Source organism: Aeromonas sp. A04 (assembly GCF_047780465.1).
Classification (GTDB): Bacteria; Pseudomonadota; Gammaproteobacteria; order Enterobacterales; family Aeromonadaceae; genus Aeromonas; species Aeromonas bestiarum.
Window position 1 is genome coordinate 18,699 of sequence record NZ_JBLNHP010000002.1, and the last position, 16,323, is coordinate 35,021.

Below are 16,323 nucleotides of genomic sequence, written 5' to 3' on the forward strand. Positions count from 1 at the left end.
CCTGGGGGAGAGGGGATAGATCGAGGTGCTGTTGGCAGCGAGGCTCGCCATAAAGATCGCCGGCTGGTGGCCCGCTTACTGTTCGCAGGTGCGAGCCTGCTCCCTTCTCCCCTTGCGGGAGAAGGGCTGGGGATGAGGGGGATGAGCCATCCTGCATCGATAGGAAAAAAAGGGGAGCCATAATGGCTCCCCTTTTTGCTATGGCGTGCGAGCCTGGGCTCGCGGCAAGGCTCAGTGACTGATCTCGATACGGACTATCTCTTCTTCATCCCGATACTGACGCTTGAGCTCGCTCTTGCTCTTCATCACTATCTCGCCGTCACGGCCTATGTTCATGTGCTCGGGGTTATCGATGTGCATCGCCTGCCAGGCCATCACGGCCTGCAGCGAGGTGGCCTTCTGCTCGTCGGTGAGGGGCTTGCCATCGGGCCACTTGCCGAGCTCGACCGCGGTCTTGAGCCGCTCATACACTTCTTTGGGCATCTGTCTGATGGCCTGTTGAAACTCACCCTGTTGAAACGACATCCGGCCTTCTCCTTGCACATTGAGCCATGACGAATCGGGATCAGGCGGGCAGATCCTGGCGAACCGCGCCAGCCATCTGCTCCATCACCCGCACTACCTGACAACTGTACCCGAACTCGTTGTCATACCATACGTAGAGCACGCAGTGATCCCCCTCGGCTATGGTGGCCTGGGAGTCCACTATGCCCGCGAAGCGCGAACCCACCATGTCGGAGGAGACCAGCTCAGTGCTGGCGCTGAAGTCGATCTGGCGATGCAGGGCCGAGCTCAGCGCCATCTGCTGCAGATAGGCGTTGAGGCTCTCCCGATCCGTGCTCTGCTCCAGCGACAGGTTGATGATGGCCAGCGACACGTTGGGGGTCGGCACCCGGATGGCGTTGCCGGTCAGCTTGCCCTTGAGCTCAGGCAGCGCCTTGGCCACCGCCTTGGCGGCGCCCGTGCTGGTCATCACCATGTTGAGGGCCGCGCTGCGACCGCGCCGCTCGCCCTTGTGATAGTTGTCGATCAGGTTCTGATCGTTGGTGTAGGAGTGCACCGTCTCCACGTGGCCGTGGCGGATGCCGTACTTGTCCTGCATCACCTTGAGCACAGGGGTGATGGCGTTGGTGGTGCAGGAGGCGGCCGAGATGATCTTGTCATCCGGACCTATCACCTCGTGGTTGACCCCGAACACCACGTTCTTCATCTCGCCCTTGCCGGGGGCGGTCAGCAGCACACGGGCGGCGCCGCGCGCCTTGAGGTGCTCGGACAGCCCCGCTTCGTCGCGCCAGACACCCGTGTTGTCGACGATCAGCGCATTCTGGATGCCATGAGCTGTGTAGTCGATGTCGGCCGGGCTGTTTGCATAGATCACCTGGATGAAGGTGCCGTTGGCTATGATGGCGCTGCGCTCGGCATCCACCTCGATAGAGCCGTTGAAGGGGCCGTGCACCGAGTCGCGGCGCAGCAGGCTGGCACGTTTCTCCAGATCCCCCTCGCGGCCACCGCGCACGACTATGGCGCGCAGACGCAGGGAGTTGGCGGCGCCGGTGCGCTCGATCAGCAGCCGCGCCAGCAGGCGGCCTATGCGGCCAAAGCCGTAGAGCACAACATCAGTGGGGGCTGGTACGCCGCGACCCAGTGCCGGTGCCAGCTTGGCGCGCAGGTAGTCGTCGATGCCGGCTTCATCCTGGTGATCCTGCCAGTAACCCACGGCCAGCTTGCCCAGATCGATCTCGGCGGCGGTCGGGTTGAGGGCCAGGATGGCCTGCAGCAGGGGGAAGCTCTGTTGGATCGGCAGCGGGGCGCCCTGATGGCGGCGGACGACCCTGTGGGCCTTGAGGATGTCGATGGTGGAGGCGTTTTGCAGGGGACGTCCGTAGACGGTGATCTCGATCCCTTGCTGTCGGTAGAGGCGACCTATCAAGGGTTGCATGGCTTCGGCGAGCTCCTGGCTCTCCTGCCACGCTTGCAAGTAGTGCTCGTGGGTCATTAACCAGATCCTTTATTTCACGTTGTTGGGGCAAATAGAAATTCGTCGAATGCAGATCAGTGTAGGGATGTATATTTCGTTATATTATTCTGCAGTCGCGGCCTTATACGGCGCGCGCATTGTAATGGATATGTAATCTGTTTGCTAGCCAAGGGTGGCCGTGACAGGCTGCAATTGTTACCAACAAGATGTGAACCATGACCCATTTTCCAGCGCGCTCCCTGCTGTTCGCTCTCTGTTGCGGCCTGACCCTCACGGCCTGCAACGACGACCGGATCCACAACATCTGCGGCAATCATCCGACCCTCTGTCAGGATCTGGTGGACGACGGCTGGTGTCGCTATGAGCGAACCGACGTCATCCGGGCTCGCTACCATCTGCAGGAAGAGGGGACGGACAGGCGCAAATATGATGTGATGCGCAGCCTGGAGCGTTACCTCAAGTGCGCCGAGCGCTCCACCAACATCGAATACAAGACGGCCCGGGAGCAGAAGAGCCCTCGGGTGGAGGGGATGCTGGCCGCCGGCGATCAGCTGGCCCGGCTCGATGCCGCTACCCGCAACTCGCAGGATCCCTACCTGTTACTCTGGCACTGGACCAACAACACCAACGAGCTGGCACGCCAGCAGTTCATGGCGCTGGAGGGGCAGTCCGTGCTGGAGGAGCCCGAGTTGCAGCTGGCATTGGGGGGCATCCATGCCAAGAGCGAACCGCAGAAGGCCATCGCGCTCATGCACCATGCGCTCTCCCTCTACCGGGAAGGGGATGCGGTCAACAGCCGGATCCTCACCTCTCTCAGCACCCTCTACATGGGCCAGAAGCAGTACGGTCTGGCCTATCTGTGGGGCAAGGTGAGCGAGTCGTTCCAGAATACGCCCGAGGTCTCGGCCAAGCGCTTCGGCCTCTATCACTCCCTGAGCAAAGCCGATCAGGAGGCCTGGGATAGCCAGGCCGCCACCCTGGTCGAGCAGCTAAAAAGCGGGACTTACCGTCCCTGAACCTGATGAATCACATTGAACAACTGGCCAGTGACTGGCCTCACCCCTTCGATATCCAGTTCATGCACGGCCAGGTGACCCCGGGTGGCCGCCAGCTGGAGCGCATCACCGTCAGGGCCATAGTCCTGCGTGGTGACCGGCTGCTGCTGGTTCACTCCCGGGTCAACGGCGATCTCATGTTCCCCGGTGGCGGCATAGAGGAGGGGGAGTGCCACAGCGCCGCCCTGGCACGCGAGCTGCGCGAAGAGTGTGGCGCCGAGCTGGTGGCGGTCGGCGCCCTGCTCGGCCAGACCCGGGAGTATCGCGCCGCCCGCGAGGCCGACTATGACGCCTACTGCATCCGCTCCTTCTACTACCTCTGCCAGGTGGGGGAGGACTGGAGTGAGCCGCGGCCCCAGCCCTACGAGGTGCGACTCGGTTTCACTCCCGGCTGGTTCGAGCTGGAAGATGCGCTGCAGACCAACAAGACCCAGCTGGCTGGCCCCTGTCCCCAGTGGACGGCGCGCGAAACCCGGGTGCTGGCCGAGCTGCATCACTGGCACGAATCCGGCCTGCTGGCGTGACTCGGGCCCCTTGAGGCAGATGTAAAAAAACCGCCCTAGGGCGGTTTTTTGTTGTGCGTCTGCCGGCTACGGCACACAGACCGGGCAGAAGGCATAGGTGCCCTGCGGGTCGTTGAAGCGGGTCAGCGGATCCAGGCTGCGGTTCACCTCTGCCAGCGCCTTGCCAAGCCCTGCCGGCAACCAGCTTTGCAGGTGCGGGGCCAGTGCCTGGGCGCTGCTGTCGAACAGCTGACGCAGGAACCTGTCTCTGGTGGACTCCTCCTTTTCTATGGGGGTGACCTGCCACTCCTTGAGGTTGGCGAGCTCGGCGGCGGCCTTGATGGCGGCCTCCTGGTTGCCAAACTCATCCACCAGCCCCAGCGCCTTGGCATCCTGACCTGTCCAGACCCGGCCCTCGGCCGCTTTTTCCGCCTCTTCCGGGCTCAGGCCGCGGCCCTTGCTCACCAGGCCGACGAAGCGCTGATAGGTGTCTTCCACGCTCAGTTGAATGGCCTGGCCGACGTGATCCGGCAGGGCGCGGGTCAGGCCGACGCCGACGTAATCCGTGGTGCCGACGCCGTCGGTGTGCACCCCATACTGGGAGAGCGCCTTGTCGATGGTGGCGAACATGCCAAACACCCCGATGGAGCCGGTGAGCGTGGTGGGAGAGGCGAAGATCTTGTCCGCATCGGCGGAGATCCAGTAGCCACCGGAGGCGGCGTAGCTGCCCATGGAGATCACCACGGGCTTGCCGGCCTGCTTCAGAGCCAGCAGCTCGGCGCGGATCTGCTCGGCGGCGAAGGCACTGCCGCCCGGGCTGTCGACCCGCAGCACCACGGCTTTCACCTTGTCGTCACGGCGGGCATCGGCCAGCAGATCGGAGAGGCTGTCGCCGCCTATGGTGCCGGCCGGCTGCACGCCATCCATGATGGCGCCGCTGGCGACGATGAGGCCCACCTCATCCTTGCCGCTCTGGGGGTATTGCTCGGGGAGCGCCGCCAGATAGGTTTTCAGGCCGACCCCTTTCCAGCCGTGATCCTCGTCTTCCCCCACTTCCTTGATGACCGCCTGGGTCATCTCGTCGCGGGTGGCCAGCTGATCCACCAGGCCGTTGTCGAGGGCGTAGTTGGCGGCGTTGCCACCGGCCTTGCGCAGCAGCTCGAGGAAGCGATCCTTGCCGGGCGCGACGGCCTCGGGTTCTATCTCCCGCTGCTCGGCCACGTCCGCCACATAGGATTGCCACAGCTGATCCAGCCAGCGCTGGTTCGCCTCCTTGCTCTCGGGGGACATATCGTCGCGGGTATAGGGCTCGACGAAGGACTTGTAGGTGCCGACCTTGAACACGTGGGGCGTGATGTTGAGCTGCTCCAGCGCCGACTTGAAGTAGGTCTGGTAGACGCCCAGCCCCTCGATCAGCACGGCGCCGCTCTGGTTGAGCAGCACGTGATCGGCGTGGGCGGCCAGCAGGTACTGGCCCTGATTGTAGTAGTCGGCCATGGCGATGACCGGCTTGCCGCTCTCCTTGAACTCGTCGATGGCAGTCGCCACCTCCTGCAGTTTGGAGAAGCTGGTACCCTGCAGCCCCTGCGGCTTGATCACCAGCGCCTTGATGCGATCGTCATCCTTGGCGCTGCGAATGGCCCACAGCAGATCGGAGAGGACTATCTCGCTGGGCAGCTCTTCGCTGTTGTCCACCTGGCGCAGCAGTTGCACAGTAGGATCGGTTTGCGAGCGCTGTTCCACCAGCACGCCGGAGAGATTGAGGGTGAGGGCTCCTTCGATGGGGGCGCTGGGCGCCTCTTTCTGGCTGACGCTGAAAATGATGACCAGCACGACGATGAGAAACAGCAGATTGACCAGCATCAGCCGGGTAAAGTTGAGCAGACGCCAGAGGCTGCGAAACAGCCACCCCAGACCTTTGAAAATAGACATAGCCGCGTTATCGCCCTGTTAATGGGTAGAGAAGGGCCATTATTAACCAGTTGACCCGCCAATTGCCATTTCCGCTTGGGTGCGATCGATGGCGCGATTCTCCTTCCTTGCTTCGGAACACGTCTGTTCGCCGAAAAAATGTCCAAACATTTGTTTGAAAAAGCATTTTCGATTCTTTACTCTAGCTTCAATTTGATAACAAAAAGTTAACCGGAGGCCTTGTGAGCCGCTACCCTACGCTTTTGACGCCCCTCGACGCTGGCTTCACCCAGCTCAAGAACCGGGCATTGCGTATGGATTCCGGCGCACCGGCCTCGAAAAGGAGTTCATGATGAGCCGCTACCCAACGCTTCTGACCCCTCTCGATCTCGGCTTTACTCAGCTTAAGAACCGGGTATTGATGGGCTCCATGCACACAGGCCTCGAGGAGGAGAAGGGGGGCTTCGACAAGCTGGCCGCCTTCTATGCCGAGCGGGCCCGTGGCGGCGTCGGCCTCATCGTCACCGGCGGCATAGCCCCCAATCTGCGTGGGCGGCTGGTGCCCCACGGTTCGCAGCTGAGCTTCCCCTGGCAGGTCGCCAGGCACAAGAAGGTGACCCAGGCCGTGCATCAGGAGGGAGGCAAGATAGCGCTGCAGATCCTCCATGCCGGCCGTTACGCCTACCATCCGTTCAGCCTGGCGCCGAGCGCCCTCAAGGCGCCCATCTCCCCGTTCAAGCCGCGTGCCATGAGCGAGCGGCAGATCCGCGGCACCATCCGCGACTTTGCCTCCACCGCGCAACTGGCCAGGGCGGCCGGTTACGACGGGGTCGAGGTGATGGGCTCGGAAGGCTATCTCATCAACCAGTTCATCTGCGAGCGCACCAACAAGCGTACCGATGGCTGGGGCGGCAGCAATGAGAACCGGATGCGCTTCCCGGTGGAGATAGTGCGCGCCATTCGCGAGCGGGTGGGCACGGATTTCATCATCATCTTCCGCCTCTCCATGCTGGATCTGGTGGAGCAGGGCTCCACCCTGGAAGAGGTGATTGCGCTGGGCAAGGCGCTGGAGCAGGTCGGCGTGACCCTGATCAACACCGGCATCGGCTGGCACGAGGCGCGCATTCCCACCATAGCCACCAGCGTGCCGCGCGGCGCCTTCAGCTGGGTGACGGCTGAGCTCAAGAAACATCTGAGTGTGCCGCTTATCACCACCAACCGGATCAATACCCCCGAGGTGGCCGAGCGCATATTGGCTCAGGGGGAGGCGGATATGGTCTCCATGGCGCGCCCCTTCCTGGCCGATCCTGAATTTGTCATCAAGGCCGCCGAGAACCGGGCGGACGAGATCAACACCTGCATCGCCTGCAACCAGGCCTGCCTGGATCACGTGTTCAAGCAGAAGCGCGCCTCCTGCCTGGTCAATCCCCGCGCCTGTTTCGAGACCGAACTCACCTTCGGCCGCGTGCCCCAGCCCAAGAAGCTGGCGGTGGTGGGGGCGGGCCCGGCCGGGCTGGCGTTTGCCTGCTACGCCGCCGAGCGCGGCCATCAGGTGAGCCTGTTCGATCAGGCGAGCGAGATCGGTGGCCAGTTCAACTTCGCCAAGCAGATCCCGGGCAAGGAGGAGTTTCACGAAACCCTGCGCTACTTCGCCAAACGGCTGGAGAAGTGCGGCGTCGAGCTCTATCTCGGTCAGCGCCAGAGTGCCGAGAGCCTGCTCGGCGGCGGCTTTGACGAGGTGATCCTCGCCACCGGCATACGCCCGCGCACTCCGAACATACCTGGTATAGAACATCCCAAGGTGCTCAATTACATAGACGTGCTGCGGGATCACAAGCCGGTGGGCGACAAGGTGGCGGTGATCGGTGCCGGTGGCATCGGCTTCGACGTGGCGGAATATCTGGTAGAGGGCAAGGGGGATCGCAGCCGCGATCACTGGCTCAAGGAGTGGGGCATCGACAAGCAGTTTGGCGAACGCGGTGGCCTGATGGCCCCCGAGATCGACGCCCCCGAGCGCCAGATCTGGCTGCTCCAGCGCAAGGAGAGCAAGGTGGGGGACGGCCTGGGCAAGACCACAGGCTGGATCCACAGAACCGTGCTCAAGAACCGCAAGGTGCAGATGCTCTCCGGCGTCCAGTACCTGCGAATCGATGACGAGGGCCTGCACATCCAGGTGGGAGAAACCCGGCAGTGCCTGCCGGTGGATCAGGTGATCATCTGCGCCGGGCAGGAGCCGCTCAAGGAGCTGCAAGCCGGCTTGCAGGCGGCAGGCAAGCCGGTACACATCATAGGCGGCGCCGACGTTGCCGCCGAGCTGGATGCCAAGCGGGCCATCCGTCAGGGGGCCGAGCTGGCGGCCATCATCTAGTTCGCCATGGCATTGCGATAAACCCCTGAGGCTCAGGGGTTTTCTTCATTCTGCGCTGTGCTAAGGTAGCGCCATCACAGCCCCTGACAAGGATTTGCCCATGGATGCCCTCACTCTGTTGCTCAACCGCCACTCCTGTGGCCGCCTGACCACACCCGCCCCCAGCGGTGAGGTGCTCGACAATATCCTTAGAGCGGGGCTGCGCGCGCCGGATCACGGCACCCTGACGCCCTGGCAGTTCATCCTGTTTGAAGGGGAGGGGCGGGAGCGGCTGGGGGCCCTGCTGGCCGAGGCTGGCCGAGCCCGTGGCGAAGATGAGGAGAGCATCAAGAAGTGCCAGGAGGCGCCGCTGCGCGCTCCCTTGCTGGTGGCCGTCGCCACCCGCTATCAGACCCACCCCAAGGTACCGAAACTGGAGCAGGAACTCTCCGCCGGTTGCGCCCTGATGGCGATGCAGATGGCGGCTCAGGCTCAGGGCTTCAATGGCATCTGGCGCTCCGGCTGGTTCATCTTCGATGAGCGGGTCAACGCCGGGCTGGGGCTGGCACCGGAGGATCAACTGGTGGGTTTCCTCTACCTCGGCACCCCCATGCTGGAGGCGCGCAAGTTGCGCGAACTGCCGCCGGATGAGTTTGTCCGTCGCTTCTAAGCCGTATCAATTTCAGCCAAAGCCCTGACTTGTCAGGGCTTTTTTGATCCCCCCCGATCACGATCCCGAGGCTGTACTGATAAATAAATGCTTGCCAAGAGGGGGATGGGGCTTGGCAGGGAATTTTTTAAATAGTGAGAGGCTGTTCTCAATCCTGGTTGATTACGCTATGTAAAACGTTTGCGCCTCGTTAATATCCCTGTGCCAGTTTAGAAGGTGACCCCTTCTAATTTTCTGCGATGAGAGTCGCAATTCCGTAGCACCTTTTTACAGCCCAACGTCGTTATGACATTGGGCTTCATTTTTATCTGCGTTTTTTGGTGTCGGCCCCTCAGCTTCATAGTCCCGGCAAGCAACCCTTTTTACAGACCAGCGTGGTCTTTATGACATTGGGCTTTATTTTTATGGGCAGCTTTGCTGCTGGGTGATGTTTGCCTTGGCAGCCAGGATCCGGGCTGGGTTGCCCACCACCCTGGCACCGGCCGGCACGTCTTTGGTGACCACGGCGCCCGCGCCGACTATGGCTTCCCGCCCTATGGTGACACCGGGCAGCAGTATGGCGCCGCCGCCGATCCAGACCTTGTCTTCTATGGTCACCGGCAGCGCCGTCTCCACCCCCTGGATGCGCTCATCGGCTGCCAGTGCGTGGGCGGCTGTGTAGATCTGCACGTTCGGCCCTATCATGACGTTGGCACCGATGCGGATCGGTGCGTTGTCCAGCATGGTGGCTCCCATGTTGATATAGGAATCCTTTCCCAGGCTGATATGGCGGCCATAGGTGCAGTAGAGGGGCGGGCAGATAAAGGCGTTCTCCGCCAGCTCGCCGACTATCTCCTGCAGCAGCGCCAGCTGTTCTTCCTCCTCGTCGCTGCGATTGAAACGGCGGTACAAGCGCGCCGTCTCCCGGCGCAGGACATCCAGCTCCGGCGCCATGCAGTTATAGGGCTGGCTGCTGATCATCTTCTGATATTCGGTCATGGCTGGGACTCAATGGGGTGGAGGAGGAGAGAATAAGCCATCTAGGCGCAGAGAAGCGTGAAGTTCTCCCCAGAGTGGGCAGAAGGGCGCACGGCTGGCGCTGAGAAACAACAAGGGCACCCTGGGGTGCCCTTGTTGGTCTGCTGCTGCAGACATCGAAGATGCCTGTCTCTATCAGCCGTGTTTGCGGCCGGAGAGGCGGCACCACTCCTCTTTGACGGCAGTCTGGTCCATGTCGAACCACTGGCCGTAGATGGTTTCCAGCTCAGGGGCCTGGCTCTCCAGCACGCCGGAGAGGGCCATCAGGCTGCCCGCTTTGCCGTGGCCGGCGATGAGCGGTGCGAGTTCCCGCAGCGGGCCGGCCAGGATGTTGGCCACCACCACGTCCGCTTCCACCCCTTGCGGCTGATCCGCCGGCAGGTAGAGTTCGATCTGGCCGGCGACGCCGTTGCGCTCGGCGTTGTCATGGCTGGCCTGAATGGCCTGCGGGTCTATGTCGATGCCGATGACGCGGGCGGCGCCCAGTTTCAGGGCGGCGATGCCGAGGATGCCGGAGCCACAGCCAAAATCGACCACGGTTTTACCGGCCAGATCCAGCCCGTCCAGCCACTGCAGGCAGAGCGCCGTGGTGGGGTGGGTGCCGGTACCGAAGGCCAGACCCGGATCCAGCATGACGTTGACCGCATCCGGATTGGGCACGTCGCGCCAGCTCGGGCAGATCCAGAGCCGCTCGCCAAACTGCATGGGGTGGAAGTGATCCATCCACTCGCGCACCCAGTCCTTGTCTTCCAGCTGCTCGACCTTGTAGCCCACGTCTTCCCCGAAGATCTGCTGGAAGAAGGCGATGGTGGGGGCCGGATCGGTTTCGGCATCGAACAAGCCCATCACTTCGGTCTCGCCCCAGAGTGGGGTTTCACCCGGCAGAGGCTCGTACACGGGCACATCCTGGGCATCCATAAAGGTCACGGCCTGGGCTCCACGCCCCAGCAGCATGTTGCTCACCTTGTCTGCTGTCTTGGCAGTGGCGTTGATTCGAATTTGTATCCAGGGCATGGCGTCGACTCTTCATAAATGTGAAACCGCGAGATTCTATCATCATGGGCCTGTGCTGTCGTGGTTTGCCCATGTCGGCATGGTGCAGGAAGAGAACTCTGCCAAGTTGGCACGGTTAATGTATTCCTCATTGGGTGACGGGAAGCAACCTGTTCCCGCTGAATGCTTTGCTCTAGGAAAGTTCCGTCATCTTTTTCAGCCACCTTAGGGTGGCTTTTTTTTTGCCTGCTGGCGGTTAGCAGGCTTGCGTGGGTTGCTGCGTGGGGATGAGCGTGAAGAAAGGGTGCAGATCCGGGGGATTGGCACACAAGATGCACAGATGGAGATGTCCTGCATAAGGATATGTGTGTGATTGTTACCCCAACGTTCAGGTATTTAGGGCCATCCCGGCGGGATGGCCCCTTTTTTATCGTTTTTTGGAGTGATGCTGCGTGGTGACTGTCTGGTGCCTGCTGTGAACTGTGCACTGATGGGGCCTGTCACTGGTGAATTCACCCCATGATGGTGCAGTTTTTACCTATAAGGGATTAGTTGCCGAGTCGACTCATGTCGATCACCAGCTTGCCGACCATGCGACCCGCTTCCACCTCTGCATGGGCCCGGGCCAGGGTGATGGGGGTCAGCTCAGACAGGGTGCGGGTGAGCGTGGTTTTGAGCACCCCTTGGTCGATGAGGGAGGCAACCTGGCCAAGCAGCTTGTGTTGCTCGATCATGTCCGGGGTCTGGAACAGGGAGCGGGTGAACATGAACTCCTGGCTGAAGGTGACGCTCTTGCTCTTGAGCAGGCCCAGATCCCAGGGCTCGCTGGATTCGGCGATGGTGCAGATATGGCCGAACGGGCGAATCAGGCTGGCCATGGCATCCCAGTGCTGCTCGGTGGCATTGGTGCAGAAGATGGCATCAAGCTGGGTGACGCCAAGGGCGGTGAGCTCTGCCTGCAGCTGGTGATGGCTCACCACCTGATGGGCGCCCATTGCCAGACACCATTCACGGCTTTCTGGCCGGGAGGCGGTGGCGATCACCTCCATGTTGGTGAGCTGGCGGGCCAGCTGGATGGCAATGGAGCCGACGCCGCCGGCGCCGCCTATGATGAGCAGCTTGCCCGTGCTCTCGCGGCGAAGGCCGATGCGCTCGAACAGCGCCTCCCAGGCGGTGATGGCGGTGAGCGGCAGGGCGGCGGCTTCCGGGTCTGTCAGGCTGGTGGGGGCGAGGGCGGCGATGCGCTCATCCACCAGCTGCAGGGCGCTGTTGCTGCCGGGGCGGCTGATGTCGCCGGCATACCAGACTCTGTCGCCCGCCTTGAACAGGCTCACCTCGTGGCCGACGGCGATCACCTCGCCGACCGCATCCCAGCCCAGCACGCGGGGCGTGCTCTCAACCTTGGCCTTGGGGGAGCGGACTTTGGTATCCACCGGGTTGACCGAGGTTGCCGTCACTTTCACCAGCAGATCCCGCGGGCCCGGGGTCGGGTCGGGCAGATTGGCCTCGATGAAGCAGTGGGGGTGATCACTGGGCAGATAATGGGTGAGGGCGATGGCTTTCATGGCAGTTCCTTTCAAATCGGATGGATTGGGATTGCCAGCCACTCTAGTCTGATTGATTATCCTGATTAAGATGGGTAATTGGTAAAGACTGTTTGAATATATGAACAATGTCGAACTGGAGTTGATGGGGCTGTTCGCTACCGTGGTGGAGCAGGGCAGTTTTACCGGTGCTGCCGAGGCGCTCGGCATGCCCAAGTCCTCGGTGAGCCAGAAGATCTCACGGCTCGAAGCCCAGCTCGGGGTGCGACTGCTGCAGCGCACCACCCGCCGGCTGAGCCTGACCCCGCAGGGAGAGATCTACGTGGAGCAGTGCCGGGCGCTGCTGGCGCTGGCTCGCAGTGCCAACCTGGCGATGGCTCGGCTGCGCACCGCCCCCGCAGGCCGGGTAAGGATCACGGCGCCCGAGGCGACCGGCACCCTGCTGCTTGGCCGGATCCTGGCCGAGTTTCGTGCCCTCTACCCCGAGGTGGTGCTGGAGCTGACCCTGAGTGACGAGCAGCTGGATCTGGTGGGGGAGGGTTACGATCTGGCGCTGCGGGCGGCGCCGCTGAAAGATTCCAGCCTCATCTGCCGGCGCATCGGTCAGGTGCCGCGCCATCTGGTGGCGGCTCCCGGTTATCTGGCGACCCATGGCGCGCCGCAGCAGCTGTCTGAGCTGGGGCTTCACCCTTGTCTGGTGCATTCGGCATTGCCGGTGTGGCCACTGCAGGAGGGGGGCTGGCGGCCACAAGGGGCCTGCATCAGCAACAGTTTGCTGGCGTTGCGGGAGCTGGCGTTGCACGAGGGGGGCATTGCCTTGTTGCCACACCACGTTTGCCAACAGGATCTGGCTGCGGGGCGGCTACACAAGGTGTTGCCGGATCACCCCATACCGCCCAATCCCTTCTACCTCATCTACCCGAGCCGGGAACATCTGGCGCCCGCCTTGCGCTCGCTGATGGACTTCGTCGCCGAGCGGCTGCCGTTTGCCTGAGGCTACCAGTTGCTCTGGCTGGCGGACTCCTGATTGGGCTTGAGGCCGAGCGGCACCGACTGGCGCTCCGCCAGCATGCGGATCTGCCCCTCGATCAGGCTGGCATTGGGGCCCAGCACCAGCACCAGCTGATGGTCGTTGAGCTGGATCCAGGAGAGGCAACCCAGCCCCAGCAGACGGGACTGATCCACCAGCGCTATGTCGCGCACCCGCAGGCTGAGACGGGTCAGGCAGACGCTCATGGCCTGCAGGTTGTCCATCCCGCCCAGCACCTTGAGATACTGGATCGCCAGCATCTGCGGATCCGAGGGGGCGACGCTCGCCAGCCGTGGATGCTCTTTGGCGATGGGCTTGCTCGGCAGGCTGAGGGGGGCGCGCTCCAGCAGTTGATAGAACAGCAGGGTATAGGCGACGAAGAACAGGATGCCGACCGGAATGAGCCAGAAGCTGTGCTCGCCGGACTGATAGCTCAGCACCAGATCCAGCAGGCCGGCGGAGAAGTAACTGCCCACCTGGATGCCAAGGCCGCTGCAGATGGCGAGCGACAGCCCGGTCAGCAGGGCGTGGGCCAGAAACAGCCAGGGGGCGGTGAAGGCGAACAGGAACTCTATGGGTTCGGTGATCCCCACCAGCGCCGAGGTGAGCGCCAGGGTGAGCAGCAGGCCCCCCTGCGGCAGGCGCTGCATGCGCTGGCGGTGCAGCCAGATGGCAAAGCAGGCGCCGGGCAGGCCGAACATTATGATGGGGTAGAGCCCGGCCACATAGCCTTCGTGCAGCGGCTGGGCGCTGGCCAGCGCCAGCAGGTTGCTTTCGCCCAGCCCCATCAGGCTGCCCAATACCTGATGCAGGCCGAGCGGGATCAGCAAGCGGTTCAGCACGCCATAGCAGAAGGCTCCCAGCGGGGTGGTGAGCAGCTCTGAGGCCAGCAGCGTGATGCCCTGCTCCAGCAGGGGCCAGAACAGGGAGAGGGGGAACGCCAGCAACAGGCAGCTGAGCGCCGAGGCGAACAGGCAGAGGAAATCCCCATTCACTCTCTGCAACCAGCCAGACAGTGTGTGCCGTTTCACCCAGGGGTAGACGATGGCCGTGGTCATGCCCGCCAGCAGGCCGCAGATCATGTCCGCATGCAGGCCGGGGGCCAGGGTGCCCAGCGCCGAACTCAGCAGCAGGAAGTTGACCGCCCCGGCCAGCGCCTGGGTGCCCTCTCCCTGCCGGCTCAGGCCGAAGGCGATGGCCACCGCGTAGATGAGCGGCATCTGGCTGAACAGGGCGCGCCCCGTGAGGGAGAGCACCGCCAGATCCAGCACATCCGGCTGACCGAGCCGATAGAGCAGGGCCGCCAGCGGCAGTATGGAGACCGGTAACAACAGGGCATAACCGAGTCGTTGCAGGGCATGAGTCAGGATCTGTCTGGCGTTCTGTACTGGCATAAGGGCGCGGCGTTTTGTGACTTGGCGCACAGTTTACCCGCAAAACACCCATTTGGGGATAGTTTTGGAACCCTTTATTAATCTATTTGTTATTGCTGTTCAAACAATCGCCGCACGCTCTGGCTGGGTGGCGGTGTCAGCAGGCTGACCACCACGAAGGCGGCCAGCCCCAGCCCCAGGCTCGGCACTATGGCGTGCAGTCCGGCCAGCTTGATCCCCCACTGACTCAGCACGCCATAGCAGACGATGCCGGACACCATGCAGGCCAGGGCGCCGGGGCCGTTGGCCCGCGACCAGTAGAGGCCGAGTACCAGCGGCCACAGGAACACGGCCTGCAGGCCGCCGAAGGCGAGCAGGTTGAGCCAGATGATCATCTCGGGGGGCTGCAGCGCCGCCAGCAGCACTAGCGTGCCCAGGATCAGGGTGCAGAGCAGGGAGAGGCGGGGAATGTGCACCTCCAGCTTCTCCTGCTTCGGACTGAGGTAGTTGAGGTAGAGATCCTTCACCAGGGTCGCGGAGGCCTGGATCAGCTGGGAGTCGATGGTAGACATGATGGCCGCCATGGGCGCCGCCAGGAAGACCCCGGCCAGCCAGGGGGGCAGCACCTCCATCATCAGCGAGGGCATGATCTTGTCCGGGCTGTCCATGCCGGGCAGGATGGCGCGACCGAGCGCCCCGGCCAGGTGCATGCCGAACATCAGCAGGGCGCTGACCACGGTGCCGATGAGAATGCCTCTGTGCAGCGCCTTGCTATCGCGATAGCCAAAGCAGCGCAGGGCCGAGTGGGGCAGCCCCACCACACCGACACAGACCAGGATCCAGAAGCTCAGCATGAAGGGCTGGGTCAGCATGTCGCCGGCCCCCTGCGGGCTCACCAGCTTGGGATCTATCACCTTGAGCTGGTGGATGAGATTGGGCAGGCCGTCGCCTGCCACCAGAATGCCCGCCAGCAGGGCGCCGGTGCCGATCAGCATGATGATCCCCTGCAGGGCGTCGGTCATCACCACGGCGCGAAAGCCGCCGATCACAGTGTAGAGCAGCACGCAGCTGGCAAACAGGAAGAGCCCCTGCTGATAGCTGAGGCCGGTCGCCGTCTCCAGCAGGCGGGCGCCGCCGATGAACTGCACCACCATGGTCGCGATAAAGGCGAGGATGATGGTGACGGAGCCCAGCACCACCACCGCCTTGCTCTGGTAGCGGGCCCACAGCATGTCGTTGATGGTCACCGCATTGACCCGGCGGGCTATGATGGCGAACTTCTTGCCGAGCACCCCCAGGGTGAGCCAGACGGTGGGCAGCTGGATCATCGCCAGCAGCACCCAGCCCAGGCCGATTTTGTAGGCCGCACCGGGCCCGCCGATGAAGGAGGAGGCCGAGGTGTAGGTGGCCACCAGGGTCATGGCCAGCACCAGACCGCCCATGCTGCGGTTGCCGATGAAGTACTCCTGCACGAAGTCGCCGCCGGCGCGGTGGCGGCTGGCCCAGAAGCCGACTCCCAGCACCAGCACCAGATAGATGATGAGCGGCAGCATCAGCTCAAGATTCATGGGTGGACTCCTTGGCAGGGGGATGAGGCGTATCGAGGGGAATATCCACAAACAGGCGATCCACCATCAGGCCGCACAGCACTATGAACAGCAGCGGCATCACAATGCAGCTGAGCAGGAACCAGAGCGGCATGTCCCAGTATTCGATCTCTTCGGGGATGAAATAGGCAGTGCCATACCAGGCAAGGAAGTAGAGCAGGGTCAGCAGCAGGCAGAGGGCTGCTTCCCGGCGAGCGAGCGCGAAACGATTCACCTTGGCCTCCGACAATTTTGAGGGGCGCAAGGATAACAAAAAAGGGCCATGTCGCCATGGCCCTTTTTCAACAGAGGCTCC

General features: G+C 62.8%; 14 protein-coding genes. 5 read left to right on the forward strand and 9 right to left on the reverse strand.

From position 1 onward, the window contains the following. Positions 1–231: 231 nt before the first annotated feature. Both ACM3N8_RS07840 and ACM3N8_RS07845 read right to left on the reverse strand, forming a co-directional pair. A complete protein-coding gene (locus ACM3N8_RS07840) occupies positions 232–525 on the reverse strand; it encodes a YeaC family protein (RefSeq protein ID WP_043140085.1) in 294 nt (97 codons plus the stop codon). 40 nt (positions 526–565) lie between these two features. Beyond that, positions 566–1,996 (reverse strand): glyceraldehyde-3-phosphate dehydrogenase, encoded by a 1,431-nt coding sequence (locus ACM3N8_RS07845; RefSeq protein WP_290065206.1) that lies wholly within the window; start codon positions 1,994–1,996, stop codon positions 566–568. Positions 1,997–2,193: 197 nt separating this feature from the next. Between ACM3N8_RS07845 and ACM3N8_RS07850 the strand changes: the two genes are divergently transcribed. Further along, entirely contained in the window at positions 2,194–2,994 is an 801-nt protein-coding gene (locus ACM3N8_RS07850; protein WP_098982723.1) for a DUF2989 domain-containing protein, read from the forward strand. A 5-nt stretch (positions 2,995–2,999) separates the two neighbouring features. Next, complete coding sequence (locus tag ACM3N8_RS07855; RefSeq protein WP_043555005.1) at positions 3,000–3,557, forward strand: NUDIX domain-containing protein; 558 nt, start codon at positions 3,000–3,002, stop codon at positions 3,555–3,557. 66 nt (positions 3,558–3,623) lie between these two features. Here ACM3N8_RS07855 and sppA read toward each other — a convergent pair whose 3' ends face one another. Then, the gene (gene sppA / locus ACM3N8_RS07860; protein ID WP_416015918.1) at positions 3,624–5,468 is read right to left on the reverse strand and encodes a signal peptide peptidase SppA; all 1,845 of its coding nucleotides are present in this window, start codon (positions 5,466–5,468) and stop codon (positions 3,624–3,626) included. A 331-nt stretch (positions 5,469–5,799) separates the two neighbouring features. On the opposite strand from sppA, the gene ACM3N8_RS07865 reads away from it, so the two are divergent. After that, positions 5,800–7,815, forward strand: coding sequence for an NADPH-dependent 2,4-dienoyl-CoA reductase (locus tag ACM3N8_RS07865; protein ID WP_290021431.1), 2,016 nt, complete (start codon positions 5,800–5,802; stop codon positions 7,813–7,815). Between the two features lie 100 nt (positions 7,816–7,915). Next, positions 7,916–8,464 carry an NAD(P)H nitroreductase gene (locus ACM3N8_RS07870; protein ID WP_290021432.1) on the forward strand — a complete coding sequence of 183 codons (549 nt, stop codon included), beginning with the start codon at positions 7,916–7,918 and terminating at the stop codon, positions 8,462–8,464. Between the two features lie 402 nt (positions 8,465–8,866). On the opposite strand, the gene ACM3N8_RS07875 is transcribed toward ACM3N8_RS07870, so the two are convergent. From ACM3N8_RS07875 to ACM3N8_RS07885, 3 genes are all read right to left on the reverse strand, one after another. Then, a complete protein-coding gene (locus ACM3N8_RS07875) occupies positions 8,867–9,442 on the reverse strand; it encodes a sugar O-acetyltransferase (RefSeq protein ID WP_290021433.1) in 576 nt (191 codons plus the stop codon). A 174-nt stretch (positions 9,443–9,616) separates the two neighbouring features. Continuing rightward, on the reverse strand, positions 9,617–10,495 hold the full coding sequence (gene prmA, locus ACM3N8_RS07880) for a 50S ribosomal protein L11 methyltransferase (RefSeq protein WP_043140108.1): 879 nt from the start codon (positions 10,493–10,495) through the stop codon (positions 9,617–9,619). Positions 10,496–11,022: 527 nt separating this feature from the next. Beyond that, positions 11,023–12,039, reverse strand: a complete 1,017-nt coding sequence (locus ACM3N8_RS07885; RefSeq protein WP_290021434.1) for a zinc-binding alcohol dehydrogenase family protein — start codon at positions 12,037–12,039, stop codon at positions 11,023–11,025. Positions 12,040–12,139: 100 nt separating this feature from the next. Between ACM3N8_RS07885 and ACM3N8_RS07890 the strand changes: the two genes are divergently transcribed. After that, positions 12,140–13,012: a LysR family transcriptional regulator gene (locus tag ACM3N8_RS07890; RefSeq protein WP_043140115.1), complete on the forward strand. Its 873-nt coding sequence runs from the start codon at positions 12,140–12,142 to the stop codon at positions 13,010–13,012. A 2-nt stretch (positions 13,013–13,014) separates the two neighbouring features. Here ACM3N8_RS07890 and ACM3N8_RS07895 read toward each other — a convergent pair whose 3' ends face one another. The 3 genes from ACM3N8_RS07895 to ACM3N8_RS07905 form a co-directional block, all read right to left on the reverse strand. Beyond that, a complete protein-coding gene (locus tag ACM3N8_RS07895; RefSeq protein ID WP_290021435.1) occupies positions 13,015–14,442 on the reverse strand; it encodes a PTS transporter subunit EIIC in 1,428 nt (475 codons plus the stop codon). Between the two features lie 89 nt (positions 14,443–14,531). Continuing rightward, a complete protein-coding gene (gene panF, locus ACM3N8_RS07900; RefSeq protein ID WP_290017901.1) occupies positions 14,532–15,989 on the reverse strand; it encodes a sodium/pantothenate symporter in 1,458 nt (485 codons plus the stop codon). Continuing rightward, entirely contained in the window at positions 15,979–16,242 is a 264-nt protein-coding gene (locus ACM3N8_RS07905; RefSeq protein WP_416015923.1) for a DUF997 family protein, read from the reverse strand. The genes panF and ACM3N8_RS07905 overlap by 11 nt, the downstream gene beginning before the upstream one ends. Positions 16,243–16,323 lie beyond the last annotated feature (81 nt).